This is a genomic window from Alteromonas gilva, from assembly GCF_028595265.1.
Taxonomy (GTDB): domain Bacteria; phylum Pseudomonadota; class Gammaproteobacteria; order Enterobacterales; family Alteromonadaceae; genus Alteromonas; species Alteromonas gilva.
Genome location: NZ_JAQQXP010000005.1, coordinates 91,009 through 106,168 on the forward strand (window position 1 = coordinate 91,009; position 15,160 = coordinate 106,168).

General features: G+C 50.1%; 14 protein-coding genes. 7 read left to right on the forward strand and 7 right to left on the reverse strand.

Annotated features, from left to right (window positions below; translation table 11 throughout):
• The first annotated feature begins 43 nt into the window (after positions 1-43).
• The 5 genes from rapA to OIK42_RS20185 all read left to right on the forward strand — a co-directional run bounded on the left by rapA (position 44) and on the right by OIK42_RS20185 (position 6,544).
• Complete coding sequence (gene rapA / locus OIK42_RS20165; protein ID WP_273642998.1) at positions 44-2,866, forward strand: RNA polymerase-associated protein RapA; 2,823 nt, start codon at positions 44-46, stop codon at positions 2,864-2,866.
• A 23-nt stretch (positions 2,867-2,889) separates the two neighbouring features.
• On the forward strand, positions 2,890-3,606 hold the full coding sequence (locus tag OIK42_RS20170; RefSeq protein ID WP_273642999.1) for an RluA family pseudouridine synthase: 717 nt from the start codon (positions 2,890-2,892) through the stop codon (positions 3,604-3,606).
• Between the two features lie 69 nt (positions 3,607-3,675).
• The gene (locus OIK42_RS20175; protein WP_273643000.1) at positions 3,676-4,503 is read left to right on the forward strand and encodes a DUF3530 family protein; all 828 of its coding nucleotides are present in this window, start codon (positions 3,676-3,678) and stop codon (positions 4,501-4,503) included.
• A gap of 245 nt (positions 4,504-4,748) precedes the next feature.
• On the forward strand, positions 4,749-5,072 hold the full coding sequence (locus OIK42_RS20180) for a hypothetical protein (protein ID WP_273643001.1): 324 nt from the start codon (positions 4,749-4,751) through the stop codon (positions 5,070-5,072).
• 122 nt (positions 5,073-5,194) lie between these two features.
• Positions 5,195-6,544 (forward strand): AmpG family muropeptide MFS transporter, encoded by a 1,350-nt coding sequence (locus tag OIK42_RS20185; protein WP_273643002.1) that lies wholly within the window; start codon positions 5,195-5,197, stop codon positions 6,542-6,544.
• A gap of 32 nt (positions 6,545-6,576) precedes the next feature.
• Here OIK42_RS20185 and OIK42_RS20190 read toward each other — a convergent pair whose 3' ends face one another.
• The 7 genes from OIK42_RS20190 to rppH form a co-directional block, all read right to left on the reverse strand.
• The gene (locus OIK42_RS20190; protein WP_273643003.1) at positions 6,577-7,530 is read right to left on the reverse strand and encodes a sensor domain-containing diguanylate cyclase; all 954 of its coding nucleotides are present in this window, start codon (positions 7,528-7,530) and stop codon (positions 6,577-6,579) included.
• A gap of 2 nt (positions 7,531-7,532) precedes the next feature.
• Positions 7,533-8,546 carry a response regulator gene (locus OIK42_RS20195; protein ID WP_273643004.1) on the reverse strand — a complete coding sequence of 338 codons (1,014 nt, stop codon included), beginning with the start codon at positions 8,544-8,546 and terminating at the stop codon, positions 7,533-7,535.
• A 9-nt stretch (positions 8,547-8,555) separates the two neighbouring features.
• Positions 8,556-9,389 carry a thymidylate synthase gene (locus OIK42_RS20200; protein WP_273643005.1) on the reverse strand — a complete coding sequence of 278 codons (834 nt, stop codon included), beginning with the start codon at positions 9,387-9,389 and terminating at the stop codon, positions 8,556-8,558.
• Positions 9,390-9,394: 5 nt separating this feature from the next.
• Positions 9,395-10,219 (reverse strand): prolipoprotein diacylglyceryl transferase, encoded by an 825-nt coding sequence (lgt, locus tag OIK42_RS20205; RefSeq protein WP_273643006.1) that lies wholly within the window; start codon positions 10,217-10,219, stop codon positions 9,395-9,397.
• Positions 10,220-10,222: 3 nt separating this feature from the next.
• Positions 10,223-11,029: a sulfite exporter TauE/SafE family protein gene (locus tag OIK42_RS20210; RefSeq protein ID WP_273643007.1), complete on the reverse strand. Its 807-nt coding sequence runs from the start codon at positions 11,027-11,029 to the stop codon at positions 10,223-10,225.
• A gap of 90 nt (positions 11,030-11,119) precedes the next feature.
• Entirely contained in the window at positions 11,120-13,417 is a 2,298-nt protein-coding gene (gene ptsP, locus OIK42_RS20215) for a phosphoenolpyruvate--protein phosphotransferase (protein WP_374211887.1), read from the reverse strand.
• A gap of 40 nt (positions 13,418-13,457) precedes the next feature.
• A complete protein-coding gene (gene rppH, locus OIK42_RS20220; RefSeq protein WP_273643009.1) occupies positions 13,458-13,988 on the reverse strand; it encodes an RNA pyrophosphohydrolase in 531 nt (176 codons plus the stop codon).
• A gap of 115 nt (positions 13,989-14,103) precedes the next feature.
• Here rppH and mutH point away from each other — a divergent pair, with 115 nt between their 5' ends.
• A complete protein-coding gene (mutH, locus tag OIK42_RS20225; protein WP_273643010.1) occupies positions 14,104-14,784 on the forward strand; it encodes a DNA mismatch repair endonuclease MutH in 681 nt (226 codons plus the stop codon).
• A 117-nt stretch (positions 14,785-14,901) separates the two neighbouring features.
• Complete coding sequence (locus tag OIK42_RS20230) at positions 14,902-15,147, forward strand: YfhL family 4Fe-4S dicluster ferredoxin (protein WP_273643011.1); 246 nt, start codon at positions 14,902-14,904, stop codon at positions 15,145-15,147.
• The last annotated feature ends 13 nt before the right edge of the window (positions 15,148-15,160 follow it).

Sequence of the window (15,160 nt, forward strand, 5' to 3'; positions counted from 1 at the left end):
GATCAGTACAATACGCCTCCCGGTTATCACGGAGCAGTAAAAAATGAGTACCGACACACAATTTGCCATTGGCCAGCGCTGGCTGAGTAACACCGAAACTGAGCTTGGCCTGGGTGCCATTATTCGCATCGACTTTCGCTCTATAGAAGTGCTATATCCAGCTACTGAAGAAAGCCGTATTTATACCAAAGCGGAAGCACCGCTTACCCGCCTTACCTTTGCAGCAGGCGACACGGTTAAATCACAGGAAGGCTGGAGTCTGTGTGTCGAAACGGTCAGTGAGCAACAGGGCGTGCTCATTTATCAGGGTATACGTGAAGATACCAAAGAAGCTGCCACCCTGGCCGAACCCCACCTGGATCACCATATACGCCTGAATCAGCCTGAAAAACGCTTATTCAATTATCAGTTTGATCACCCCAAATGGTTTGATATCCGCTACAACGCGTTTGCGAATCAGCATAAACACGCCCAGTCTTCGACCATTGGTATGGTGGGGGCGCGTATTGAGCTGATCCCGCATCAGTTGCATATCGCCTCTGAAGTGGGTAGCCGTTATGCGCCTCGGGTTTTGTTGGCTGATGAAGTCGGCCTGGGTAAAACCATTGAAGCGGCGCTGATTATCCACCAGCAAATACTGACAGGCCGCGCCTCACGGGTGTTGATTGTAGTGCCTGATACCTTACTTCATCAGTGGCTGGTTGAAATGCTGCGGCGAGTGAATCTGGCCTTTGCGATTTACGATGAAAGCCGCTGTGTGGCGCTGGAAGACGAAAGTGATAATCCCTTTGATAACGACCAGTTGATCTTATGCGGCCTCAACTGGCTCACCAGCCATCCCAAGCGACAGCAACAAATACAACAGGCAAGCTGGGATTTACTGGTCGTGGATGAAGCCCATCACCTGGCCTGGGCCGCCGATGAGCCATCGGTAGAGTATCAGACTATCGAATCACTCGCTCAAGCCACACCAGGCGTGTTGCTGCTCACCGCCACGCCCGATCAACTCGGCCATGAAAGCCATTTTGCCCGATTACGCTTGCTCGATCCGGCGCGTTTTTACGACTACAACACCTTTTTAAACGAGGAGTCGCAGTATACGGCACTGGCCGATGCGGTCTCTCCGCTTATCGATGGTGACGCGTTAAACCAAGAGGATATAGCCCGGCTCAATCAACTCGCGCCAGAGATCATGGCACAGTTTGATGACTTAAGTTCACCTGAAAGCAGAGATGCGCTCTTGCATCAGTTAATTGATTGTCATGGTACCGGCCGCCTGCTGTTCAGAAATCGTCGCGCCGCAATAGAAGGGTTCCCGTCGCGTCATCTGCATGCTTATCCACTACCGCAACCTGAGCTGTATCAGATTGATACCATCACATCGCTGTCGGAAGCGCTGTTTCCTGAACGCCAGCCTGACGTGCAGGATTTGTGGATTGACGCCGACCCGCGCGTAGAGTGGTTACTCAACCTGCTGCCGGAGATTAAACCCGCTAAAGTACTGTTAATTTGTGCACACGCTGGTACCGCTCAGCAACTGGCAGAAACCATTCGGGTACGCACCGGTATCCGTCAGGCCGTTTTCCACGAAGGTATGAGTATTGTTGAACGCGACAAGGCCGCTCACTACTTTGCCGACCCCGATGAGGGCGCGCAGATCCTATTGTGTAGTGAAATAGGTAGTGAGGGCCGTAACTTCCAGTTCGCCCACCACCTGGTCCTGTTTGACTTACCCCTGACCCCGGACCTGCTTGAACAGCGCATTGGCCGCTTAGACAGAATTGGCCAAACTGAAGATATTCAGATCCACGTTCCGGTGATTGAAGAGTCAGCCCAGTCGGTGCTGCTAAAATGGTATCACGAAGGTTTAAACGCCTTTGAGCAAACCTGCCCAACCGGCGGTAAAGTATTTGAGTCTGTCGAAGAGAGTTTAATCATGAACTGCCTCACTCCTTTCGACACCGACTTACAGGCAGAATTGATCTCTCAGAGCCAGCAATTAAACAGCGAACTCAAAGCGCGCCTCGACGCCGGTCGCGATAAACTGCTGGAGCTTAACGCAGCCGGTGTTGGGCGCGTGGACAGCTTGTTAGAAGAAATTATTGCACTGGATAGCGCGGCCGATCTACCTAAGTTCGCGGGTCGTCTGTTTGATGCTATCGGTGTGCAGCAGGAAGAAAAAGGCCAGGACTGTTTTATTCTGCGCCCTACCGAGTCGATGATAGGCCATTTACCCGGACTCGATCCGGAAGGGATGACCGTCACCTATCGGCGTCGCACCGCCACCACTTTGGAAAACGTCCACTTTTTAACCTGGGATCATCCGCTGGTGCATCATGCTATCGAAATGGTGCTTACTGATATTTATGGTAAAAGCAGCGTCGGCTTTGTGGCCGACAGTAGCCAGCCCAAAGGTGCCTATTACCTCGAAACGCTCTTTATTCTATCCGCGAAAGCGCCACCAGCGTTGCAGTTAGAGCGCTTCCTGCCGCCGACACCGATTAGAATTTGTCTCGATGCGAAGGGTCAGTCATCAGATTTAGCCACCAGCGCGCACCGTAAAATTGGCCGTAAGATAGCGCAACAGTTGATCCAGGCGCTCACACCACAGCTGCAGCAACATCTGCACAGTGCCCGTGAGCAGGCACATCAGGAAGCTAACCACGTGTTAAGTGAAGCCATGCAAAGGATGCAAGGTACCCTGGGGGCAGAGATCCAGCGTCTCACCGATCTGCAAAAGCAGAACCCGGCCATTCGTGACAGTGAAATAGCGTTTTTGCAAACACAAATGACGGCCCTGACCAAAGTGTTACGGGACAGCGATGTACAGCTCGATGCTGTGCGCGTGCTGGTCAATAACCCCTGATGGCTAGAGGCAAAGACTGACCAATGGATGCAGCAACCAGAACGGCCAATCCGGACTTCATTTACGCGCCGCCCCTTACGCCGTATCTGCAGCTGTTGTACTACGATGATGATATTATCGTGGTCAACAAACCCAGCGGCTTACTGAGCGTGCCGGGCAAAGCACCAGCGCACAAAGACTCGCTGATTTCACGGCTGCAGCGGGTTTTCCCCCATGCACGGATTGTTCACCGTCTTGATATGGCAACGTCCGGCGTTATGGTCGTTGCCCAGCACAAAGATAGTCACCGCTTGCTCTCTAAACAGTTTGAGCTGCGCCAAACGGCCAAACGCTACTATGCCCGGGTGGCCGGCAAACTTGCCAAACCTTCAGGCAGTGTCGATCTGCCACTGATTTGTGACTGGCCTAACCGGCCCCGGCAAATGGTCGATGCCGAGCATGGCAAGCCCGCCCTGACTCACTATGAGGTGGTCAGTCAGTCAGAGCAGGAAACCCTCGTAGCCCTGGTGCCGGTGACAGGCCGATCTCATCAATTACGGGTACATATGCTTGCTCTTGGCCACCCTATTTTAGGCGATCGTCTCTACGGCAGCGACGCAGTTGTGGGCAGCGCCCCGCGGCTGCAGTTACATGCTGAATCACTGCAGTTTAACCACCCGACCAGTAATAAAGTAATGCAGTTTTGCGCCCCCTTACCCTTTGGTAATTACACACCGCCGCCCTTTAACTCTCCGGCTTAACTTTTTCAGGTGTCAGCCGATACCCTTAACACCGACTCAGTTAACCCATGATAAATGTTGATGCCGCCTATGAGCCGAATAATAACAACGGTTATCGTCAGCCTGTGGCTGGCTGTTCCGGCCGTCTGTGCCAATACCATGGACGACCTGAGCCGTTATTTTCAGGATGATGAGCTACGCAGTTTAGCGGTTGCCGATCAACAAATACCGGCGCTTGAGGTTGAACCATCGGTGCCCATGGTGCGTGGTATCGCTATTGTTCTGGTGTCGACTCAGTCACCTTCGTTAAACCTTGATACCGGTTTGGTCCTTGCGGACACATTAAAGCAAAAAGGCTGGCGCACGTTGCTGGTTCCGACTGACTTTACCCAGGCCCTGGCAACGCAATCAACGGTTACCGATAATCCCAAGCCAGTAGCAAACTTACTCAATTCCCCTATCGATTACGACAGCTACCGCTTGCAAATAATCGGGCTGGTTAATGCTGCCTACCAGTACGCCAGTCAGTATAAGGGTTACACGTTTATTGTGGCCGAAGGTATGACGTCGGCGGTATTGCTTGATGCATTGCATAACAATTTACTTAGCGCGCCCGATACATTAGTCAGTATCGGCGCTTTCTGGCCGGCAAGACAACAAAACCAGGCACTGGTTGACTGGCTGGCACAGAGCACTTATCCGCTGCTCGACATCAGTATCCCCACCCTCAGTCACTGGCAAACGGCCACTGTACAATCACGAAAAGAAGCGGCTGCAGTGAGCCTGAAACCCCATTATCGGCAAAGAATGTTTACAACCAATCAATATTACGGCGGCGCGTCTACGCGAATTCCTGGTACCGGGAGTGTCTGGCTGGGCCAGGAAATTTACAGTTGGGTAAGATACCTTGGTTGGTAGTTAATATGATGAGCAAATAATTCTGTTACCGAAAATACAATATACTCAATGACTTCTTAAAAACGATGCGCGGCAACGCAGCAGCACAACAAATAAGACCATTAATTCTCTAATCGCTACGCAGACTGGCAGGCGTCGCTGACACACTTAGTTGCAAATAAAAACGATTCTGTTTACCGCATTTAGACATTGTTTTTACAAATTTGGACTATACTTCGTCTATGATATACCAGTGAGAACATGACGTGAGCATAAGTCAGTTTATTGAGGAAAAGTCGCGGCAGCTGTGTTTTTATTTGCGGGCATTCTGGCAAGGTAGTCTGGAGTATAAGGAGCTTAACTTTTTCTTTTGGGATACGCTGGAAGAATGGTCTTTGTATCGCAGCGATGATTTAGAGCCGGGCTCACATAAAGAGCGTGTTTTCTGGCACCTGTTACATCAAATTCATTACTGGCGCGAAGATCAATTAATCAGCGATACAGTATTAAAAGAAGAACTGGTTAATTGCGTGGCGTACCTGCGCGGTGAGTCGGTGTATCCCATGGATTGTATCGGGCTTCGTCCTTAACTGTATTTTTTATCCTACCCCAATTTACGCGGTCTTTACTAAAGACCCTGAGTTTTACTTGCAGCCAATCAACATACGTGATCCAATACACTTACAATAATAAACAATCCGAGCTTTATTAAGTGTTTTCTTCTTTAGTTTTCTTTCGCGACAGGCGACTACTGAGTATCTTTGTGTTTGGCATTGCCAGTGGCTTTCCGTGGGTAATGATTGGTTCGGTATTAACCGCCTGGCTCAAAGACGAGTCGCTATCGCGATCAGCAATCGGTTTGTTTGGCGCTATCTTTGCGGTGTATTCAATCAACTTTTTGTGGGCGCCCATACTCGACCGGGTAAAGCCGCTGTTGCTCGGTCAACGGCGCGGCTGGATAGCACAGATGCAGGTTATTATGATCCTCAGCTGCGTGTGGATGTCGACGCTGGATGCGCAAACTGCGCTGTATCAGATTGCCCTGTGCGGCTTAATTATTGCCATTAGCTCGGCTACCCAGGACATCGCCATCGATGCCTTTCGTATTGATACTATCGGCCAGCATGAAAATGACACCATGTCGGCTGCATCGTCGCTGGCCACCGCCGGATGGTGGACGGGCTACGGCGGTTTGGGTGCCATTCCTTTTTTAGTCGCCGATCTGCCGGGTTGGGAATGGCAGCAGATCTATCTGTTACTCGCAGCCATTATGTCGCTGTGTTTGCTATCGGTCTTCTGGGCCAAAGAGCCCGTGGTTGACCGCGCTTCACTATTAGCACAGGCAACACAACGTTATCAGGCATTACTAAACCACCGCTCATCGCTGTTCAGTAAAATAGCGAGTTGGCTATTGGTAAGCCTGGTTGAGCCTTTCCGCGAATTCTTCCAGCGCAGTGGTGCGCGCCTGGCCTTACAGATTTTATTGTTTATATTCCTGTTCAAAATTGGCGAGGCCTTTCTGGGCAGAATGAGCATTGTGTTTTACAAAGAAATCGGATTTAGCAACAGCGATATTGGCACTTACTCAAAATTGCTTAACTGGTGGGTAACCATCATATTTTCAGTCATCGGTGGCATGGTCAATATTCATTACGGCATTTTTCGCGGTTTGCTTATTGCTGGCTCAGCCATGGCTGCGAGCAATTTAATGTTTGCCTGGATGGCTGAAATTGGCCCGCATAAAGGCTGGTTTATGGCTACTATTATTCTCGATGGCTTTACTGCGGCCTGGAGTACCGTTGCCATGGTGGCCTTTATATCTCTGCTGTGTAATCGGGCTTTTTCGGCCACTCAATATGCCTTAATGGCGTCATTGAGCGTACTCAGCCGTACCTTGCTGGCATCAAGCAGCGGCGTACTGGTGGATAAACTGGGCGGTAACTGGACGCTGTTTTTTATTCTGACGGCCTTAATGGTCATTCCGAGCTTATTTATTTTGTACAGGCTAAGACACCAGATCAGGCGTATTGAAGGCGACCGGCCCGGTAACCGGCAAGTGTGACGTGACAAAAAAAGCTGTCGTCGCTGCCAGCTTTAGCCTGTCACCCACTGGTTACGGCCATTTTCTTTTGCTTTATACAATGCCTGATCAGCCCGTTCAAGCCACTGCATTTCGTTGTCATCCTGCATATTAAACGCCGCCAGCCCCAGACTAACAGTAAACCTCACGGTTTGCCCATCGTGCGTGACGGCCATGTTTTCGGCGGCAACCCGAATGCGCTCAGCCACTTCTTGTGCATTGTCACTATTTGAGTCACGTAAAATAATCGCGAACTCTTCGCCACCGTAGCGGCCAGCCAGGTCAGTTTCGCGCACGGTATCTTTAATGATTGCTGCCAGCGCCTGAATCACTTTGTCTCCGCACTGATGACCATAGGTATCATTGACCGCCTTAAAGTGGTCAATATCGAGCATCATAGCGGTGTCTACAGAGCCTCTGCGCTTGGCGAGCTTAAAGATATTCCCAAAGCGCTCCTGCCAGTAACGACGGTTAAATAACCGGGTAAGGCCATCGACCCTGCTCATCTGTGTTAACTGCTTATTCAACCCTTCAATATTCAGCCTGCTGCTGGCCTGCACAGTTACGTCGTACACCAGCATACATAATCTATCGACCTTACCCGTTAGCGACGAGAGGGGAAACAACGTCACATTCTGGTACATGTAATCGAGTTCTGAGGTAATAGGCCGGTTACAATCAAACTTAAATAAGTAGGGGCGCTGTTCCCAAATTAAAAACACCGGCGTCTTTAAATTAAATACCGGTTCACTCTTAAGCGCTAACCATTCTGCGTCAATTTCGGGGAAGTGTGTGAACAGAGACTGTCCCACGATTTGGCTGGGGCGCAGATTACTGTGGTTTTCCATAAACTGGTTCCACACTTCAACCTTAAAGTTACGGTCGAGCACCACTATGCCCACTTCCAGCGAACCTAACAGATCATGCATCCAGTGCTGACGATTGATGTCTTCCATACTATCGGACATGACTACCCCTCCGTACCTACCAGTCGTGAGTAAATCCGCTCCATCGACTTTTCGGGAAACAGCAACAGCAGATCAAAATTGACCCCTTTGTGCTTAATCGCAAAGCAGACTTCTACAGCCACAATGCGGCTCCAACGCTGCCTGGTAGTGGTCAGAATACTCTCAAGTTCCCGGTTACGCCCTAAGATGATTGGTGAGCTGTGACTAAACGTCACGTTGAGCTGCTCGGACAGCCCGTTCAGGCAGGCACCGATGATAATATTCGAAATATCCATGAGTGCTTCCAGCTGCGCAGGGGCCGCCGATAACTGATGGTAATTAAGCAGTTCAATGATGCTGGCAAATTCAGTATCGTTAAACAGTACCAGTGCTTCCCCATGTATCCCCGCACTCACAAAGCCTTTAGAAACCGCTGAGACACTCTCGTTGCGGTTTATTTCAGCAATGGCCATATGAAGTTCGTTATTTTCGATAACGTTGACATTAGGAATGGGTAAATCAATGAACTCGTTAAGCAGTCGGGCCAGGTTTTCGCCGGCTCGACCCATAGCGACATTCACTACTTCACGGAAGGCATCGAACATTTCCGTTTCGCTGGCAGGCGAAATCGCCGCTTGCAGCGTGCGCTGCGTCGCCGCACTGTCACCGGTGTAAATACCATACTGCTTAAGCAAGGTACTTAACTTATCGTTATCGATAGGCTTGCGAATAAAGTCCAGAGCGCCTTTGGCCAGCATGCGTTGCCGCGCTTCAGGCTGAACATCACCAGATACCACGATAACCAGGCAGGGCAAGTCCTCTTTGCGGATAATTTCCATCGTTTGATAACCGTCCATGACCGGCATGTTCAAATCCAGAAACATCACATCGCCGTTACCCTGGTGAATTTGCTCGATGGCGTTCATCCCGTTAACCGCAAAATGAATATCGACCTCCCAGCCATCAGGCACGGCGCGTGCCATTTGCTTGCGAGCGAAAGCCGAATCATCGCAGATTAAAACGTTGGTTTTAGTCATACCCGGGCCTTAAATAGCAACCGGCGCTTTAATGTGTGGATGACACTGATAATTTTCCAGAGTGAAGTCGTCAATACTAAAACCGAAAATGTCTTTTACTGCCGGATTAAGTTTCATGACAGGACGGGCATAAGGCTCACGGCTAAGCTGTAAATCGGTTTGTTCCAGATGGTTTACATACAAGTGCGCGTCGCCCAGCGTGTGAATAAAGTCGCCGGGCTCTAAGTCGCACACCTGTGCAACCATCAGGGTCAACAAGGCATAACTGGCAATATTGAAGGGCACGCCGAGGAAAATATCACCACTGCGCTGATACAACTGACAAGATAACTTGCCTTCCAGAACATAAAACTGAAACAAGGTATGGCACGGCGGTAAAGCCTGTTTTCCGTTTGCGGCATTCTCTTTGGGAGACATAGACGTGTCTGGCAATACCGCTGGATTCCAGGCACTCACTATTAAACGCCGGGAGTCGGGATTAGTTTTTATTTGCTCAATCAGTTGGGCAATTTGATCAACGGTTTCGCCATTGTCACTGGCCCAGCTGCGCCACTGATGTCCATACACCGGCCCGAGCTCGCCGTCTTCGGTTGCCCACTCATCCCAAATCGACACGCCATTCTCTTTTAGATAAGCAATATTGGTTTCGCCTTTTAGAAACCAAAGCAGCTCGTGAATAATAGAACGTAGGTGACACTTTTTGGTAGTGACTAAGGGAAACCCCTCACTCAGATCAAAACGCATCTGATAGCCAAACACACTTAAGGTACCGGTGCCGGTGCGATCTTCTTTTTTAACGCCGTTGTCTCTGACATGACGCATTAATGCTAAATATTCTTTCATGACATTTAATTCTTGTTTGCAGCTTGTGTTGACGCTGGCGTCACTGATTTTGTTTTATAGGCATAGATCATTAAACCTGCGCCCAATACGATCATCGGCACACATAAAATTTGCCCCTGGCTTAAGCCAATCTGATACAAACCGATATGCGCATCCGGCTCACGGTAAAATTCAACAATAAACCTGAACAGTCCATAGCCTATCAGAAATAAACCACCCACTGCACCGGTTGGCCGTGGCCTCGCTGAATACAGCCACAATATAACAAATAACACCACCCCTTCCAGGGCGAACTCATAAAGCTGCGAAGGATGACGCGGCAGCGGCCCCGCGCCCGGAAATATGATTGCCCAGGGCACATCGGTAGTTCGCCCCCACAGTTCGGCATTTAAAAAATTACCGATGCGACCGGCGCCCAGGCCGATTGGTACCAGAGGCGCAATAAAATCAGCGACCTGTAAAAACGTTGCATTGAGACGTTTTGCCTGCCATGCCATGGCAGCAATAACACCAAGCAAACCACCGTGGAATGACATACCGCCGGTGTGTATTTTAAACAGGTACAATGGATCCTGCATAAACAGCTCAAACTGGTAGAAAAACACATAACCAATCCGGCCTCCGATGATCACGCCCACAAAGCCCCAGAACAACAGGTCGCTGAGTTGTTCACGGCTCCACGGTGTTGACCGTAAGCGTTTTTTTGCCAGTATGTAGGCCGCTATAAAGCCAAGTAAATACATCATCCCATACCAACGCACACTCAGTGGGCCAAGGCTCACAATGATCGGGTCGATATTGGGAAATACCAGAAAATCTGCTTCGGCCATGTACTATTCCATTCCTATAATCATGCGGATGCTAACGATAACCAGCAGTCCGGCTAAAATATTTTTAAGTAACGCTGTTGGCATATTCTGCCCTAAACGAGCACCAAATCCAGCAGTAAACACCGAGGTTGCCATTATGCCTAAACCTGCCGGCAAAAACACATAACCCAGCGACCATGGCGGCAGGGTCGGCAGTCCCCAACCGGCATAAATAAAACTACCGGTGCCGAACATGGCAATAACCAGCCCGCTCACGGCGGCACATCCTATGGCCTGGCGAAGAGGGACCTGAAACCACACCAGAGCAGGCACCAGCAAAGCGCCACCGCCAATCCCCATCAGCGCTGATACGGTGCCAACTATCACACCAACAACCACCAAAATGGTTGGTGTATAGTGATGTTTTGAGGCGGTTTTACGACCAAACACCATTTGCAGTGCAATAAGGATGACCAATACCGCAAACACCCGGGCCAGGGTTTGCGCTGGTAAGACGCTTGCTAATTGCGCCCCGGCTACGGCTCCCACTGCAATGCCAGCGCAGCACCAGATAATCAGTTTCGGGACTATGTTACCGAGCGAATAATGTGCTTTCGCTGAAAAAAAACCGGTCACTATAATGGTAAATAATGAGGTTGCGATGGCCATTGGCATGGCAAGTTCAGCACCGATCCCCCCAATGCCACTCAGTAACAGGGTAAGCACTGGTACAATAATAAGCCCACCGCCAATGCCCAGCATACCCGCCAGTGTGCCGGTAAGCATACCCAGCGCCATGCAACTCAGAAAAATAACTAACAGCGGTTCCACGCTTTATCTCCAGTCAATTCAGGGCGCCAGCATATCATATCCGGAGCATAATTCTGTGTGGCAGTGACAGCGCGATGAGTCACCTGTTGATTATGAGCCAGCCCGGACCAGGCCACCCAGACCTTTTACTTCGAGATATTGATTAATATGATGAAAAACTTCTTCATAGCTATCAGACGAGAGCGCACTTTTCAATAAGGCCTGGCTTTCGCAAAGCTTTACGTTGCGAATAACCCAGTTAATTTTACGCAGGTTAAAGGCATTCATACTCAGCTTTCGGTAGCCCATGCCCATGAGCAAAATAGCGCCTCCGGGCTCACCGGCAATTTCACCACAAATAGACACCGGAATATTTTGTTCAGCGGATTGTTTAGCAATATCGTACAGGGCCGACAAAACTGCCGGGTGATAACTGTTATATAAACTGGCGACCCGCGTATTGTTGCGGTCTACCGCGAGCAAATATTGTGTCAGATCGTTGCTGCCAACCGAAAAGAAATCAACTTTACTTGCCAATTGAGGCAACTGGTACAGCACCGATGGTACTTCCAGCATGATCCCCAGACGCGGCCGGTGCAGTTGCTCGCCTTTTATCTGGGCTTCTTCTTCAACTTCGAAAAAGGCTTGTTCTACCAGACGTCGCGCTTCGTTAACCTCACCGACACTGGAAATCATGGGTAACATGATACTCAGATTTTTTAAGCCTATGCTGGCACGCAGCATCGCTCTGACCTGCACCAGAAATATCTCGGGATGATCCAGGGTTAACCGTATACCACGCCAGCCTAAAAAGGGGTTTTCTTCGGTTATTGGGAAATAGGGCAGTGGTTTATCGCCCCCCACATCCAGCGTACGCATTACGATTTCGCGCTGGGGGGCGGCCAGTAACACATTGCGGTACAGCTCCACCTGCTCACTCTCAGAGGGAAAACGTTCGCGCATCATGAACGGAATTTCGGTGCGGTACAGACCAATCCCGACCTTGCCCGAATGCACGGCAGTTTCTATTTCTGCCGATAAGCCCGCGTTAACCAACAGGTCCATACTGCAACCGTCTTCGCTTTCACTGGGTTTATCCGCCTCCCGCTCGATGCGCTGGGCAAGCACCTGCTCTTCTTTGATGAGCTGGCTAAACTCCGCCTGAATTGCCTTTTCCGGCGAAACGATGACTTCACCCGCATAGCCGTCCAGCAAGATAGCCTTTTTCTCTAACAGCGTAGGTGACACATTCTGGCATCCCATTACCGCGGGAACGCCCATTGCGCGAGCAAGGATAGCTGCGTGAGAGTTATTCGAACCACGAATTGAAATGATCCCCGCCAGGAACTCCTTGGGGAATTCTGCCAGCATCGGAGCCGACACTTCTTCGGCTACCAGAATACTCGGCTCGGTAGGAAAACCACTGTTAACAACGTCTTTGTGACCGTTGATGATCTGTAATATGTTTACCAGTATGCGGTTGGATAAATCAACAATATCAATGGCCCGCTCCCGCATGTAGGGATCGTCCATCGCCTCAAAACGTGCAGCATAGGCCTCTACCACCAGCTTCAGTGATGACGCCGCGTCCCAGCCTTCACGTATTTTTGCTTCGACTTCACGCCCCAGGCTATTGGCATCAAGTAGCTGATGATAAAGCTGAAAAATTGCCCGGACGTCGTCAGGTACCTGACCCTCTAAACGCTGTGAAAGCACTTCAACATGGGCGCGCGTTTGTTCCACCCCCTTGCGGTAATACTCAATTTCCTGCTGGGTCTGATCTGACTCTTTTACAATCCAGGTGGCTAAGGTATACGCCGCATGGGGTGAGTAACCGACGCCCATTGCCAGACCCGGTGAACCCGGCACACCCCGGACGTTTTTCTGTAAATTCCCGACGTACATTCCAACCGACGGATTGAGTGCGCCACGGGTTTCCGCGTTGGATATTTCCAGAGCAATCTGTGCCGCGAGAGTCACCAAAAACGCTTCTTCATCTTCGCTGAATTTACGTTTTGCGCTTTGCTGCATGGTAATGACGCCCAGCACTTTACGCTGATGGATAATCGGCGTACCTAAAAAGGCGTGATAGTTTTCTTCTTTAACTTCGGGGTAATGTTTAAAACGGGGGTGGTTGGGCGCATCCTGGATATTAAGAGGTTCTTCCCGCTGACCAACTAAGCCTATCAGGCCCTCAGAAAAACCAATTTTAACCAACTCGACGGCGTCGGGGGCCAGGCCATCGGTTGCCTTTAACACAAACGCCTGCGCCGCGTAGTCGGCCAGATAAATCGAACAGGAGTCAACGCCCATGGTTTGCTTAACCCGTTCGGCCAGACGAAACAGCGCGTCGGTTAACCGGGGTATCTGGTTAACCTCCTGAACAATACTTTTTAAAACACTAAGAATACTGTTTTTACGAGCTGGTTCTGCCACCGGGAGCCACCCTTTACCCTCGCCGTCTGCGGCGATTTTGCTTGGAATGATTATGCTGATGTCGGGGCTGCGAAGTCATCACTGTGCCGGCAAACTCCTTCATAACCCGCCGATACACGTCACGCTTAAACGACACTACGTTTCTCACCGGGTACCAATAGCTTACCCAGCGCCAATCATCAAACTCAGGATGTCCTGAGTTTAATACATCTACATCTTTATCCTGGCAATCAAGCTGTAGTAAAAACCACTTTTGCTTTTGTCCTATGCAGACCGGATTGCTACCTTGCCTTATTAACCGCTTCGGCAGTTTGTATCGCACCCAATTGCGCGTCACACTTAAAATGCTTACATCCTTAGGCGTAAGACCTACTTCTTCGTGCAACTCTCGATACATAGCCTGCTCTACAGTTTCCCCTTCATCTATTCCGCCTTGGGGAAACTGCCATGAATGTTGGCCATAACGTCTTGCCCAAAATACTTGTCCGATTTTGTTGCAAATCACTATGCCCACATTCGCACGGAATCCATCGGTATCTATCACTCAGACTCCCGGGCACTCTATAATGTTCTGTGCTAGCATTCTTTCACAAACCTTTGTTCATTCAAAGTAAATATCACAAATGTTTAACGTAAAGGGTTTATAAGGGATAGAAGATTTGCAAGTACCCTCATCCGCTCCAGCCAATTTAGCCGAACTTGAACAACGCGCCCGTGCCATTGCCGGCCTCAGTCTTGGCGAACTCGCCGACATGGCCAATATTGCAACGCCCCGTGATTTTAAGCGCAATAAAGGTTGGAGTGGCCAGCTCATTGAGCTATGGCTGGGTGCCACGGCCGGCTCGAAGCCACAACAGGACTTCCCCGAACTGGGTGTTGAACTCAAGACCCTGCCAATTGACCAGCAGGCCAGGCCTTTAGAAACCACCTATGTGTGCATAGCCCCGCTACTGGCACCGCCCCTGACAAGTTGGCAAACCAGCAATGTAAAAAACAAACTGCAGTGTGTTTTATGGGTACCTATCGAAGGAGAACGACAAATTCCTGTTGCCGAACGACGACTGGCCACGCCCTTTTTATGGCAACCCAGTCCTCAGCAGGATGCCATGCTGGCCAGGGACTGGGAAGAGCTCACCGAACTCATTGCCTTAGGTAAAGTAGAGTCCATTACGGCCCGCCATGGGCATGCATTGCACATACGTCCTAAAGCGGCCAGCGGCAAGGTGCTCACCGATGCGATTGGGCCTGATGGTGGTCGCATAAAAACCCGTCCGCGAGGCTTTTATCTGCGCACACAATTTACCCAGCAGTTGTTAAACGCCTACTTTGACAGTCATTAACAGCGCTGACGTATCCCCGTTGTTGACCTGCATCAAACCCAAGCTATTCTGGCTTTGCATAAAAATTTAAGGGTGGTTAAATTAACCTCATACCCTACGCAGAACCAGAGGTGTTGCATGGCTTTATTGATTACTGACGACTGCATCAATTGTGATCTTTGCCCGCCAGAGTGTCCTAATCAAGCGATTAGCTCAGATGCCGGGATATACCAGATCGACGCTGCCAGATGCACCGAATGTGTGGGTCACTATGACCAACCCAGTTGCATGACCGTCTGTCCTGTAGAGTGTATAGAGCCGGATCCGGCACATCGGGAATCGCTGGATCAGTTAGCGGAAAAATACACCGCCATGTATAGCTAAAGCGCCACGGCAA

Excerpts from the sequence above, each read along its gene's own strand:
- OIK42_RS20170 (WP_273642999.1), top strand. The coding sequence starts at position 2,890 with ATGGATGCAGCAACCAGAACGGCCAATCCGGACTTCATTTACGCGCCG.
- OIK42_RS20190 (WP_273643003.1), bottom strand. The coding sequence starts at position 7,530 with ATGTCCGATAGTATGGAAGACATCAATCGTCAGCACTGGATGCATGAT.
- OIK42_RS20195 (WP_273643004.1), bottom strand. The coding sequence starts at position 8,546 with ATGACTAAAACCAACGTTTTAATCTGCGATGATTCGGCTTTCGCTCGC.
- OIK42_RS20175 (WP_273643000.1), top strand. The coding sequence starts at position 3,676 with ATGAGCCGAATAATAACAACGGTTATCGTCAGCCTGTGGCTGGCTGTT.
- OIK42_RS20200 (WP_273643005.1), bottom strand. The coding sequence starts at position 9,389 with ATGAAAGAATATTTAGCATTAATGCGTCATGTCAGAGACAACGGCGTT.
- rapA (WP_273642998.1), top strand. The coding sequence starts at position 44 with ATGAGTACCGACACACAATTTGCCATTGGCCAGCGCTGGCTGAGTAAC.
- lgt (WP_273643006.1), bottom strand. The coding sequence starts at position 10,219 with ATGGCCGAAGCAGATTTTCTGGTATTTCCCAATATCGACCCGATCATT.
- OIK42_RS20230 (WP_273643011.1), top strand. The coding sequence starts at position 14,902 with ATGGCTTTATTGATTACTGACGACTGCATCAATTGTGATCTTTGCCCG.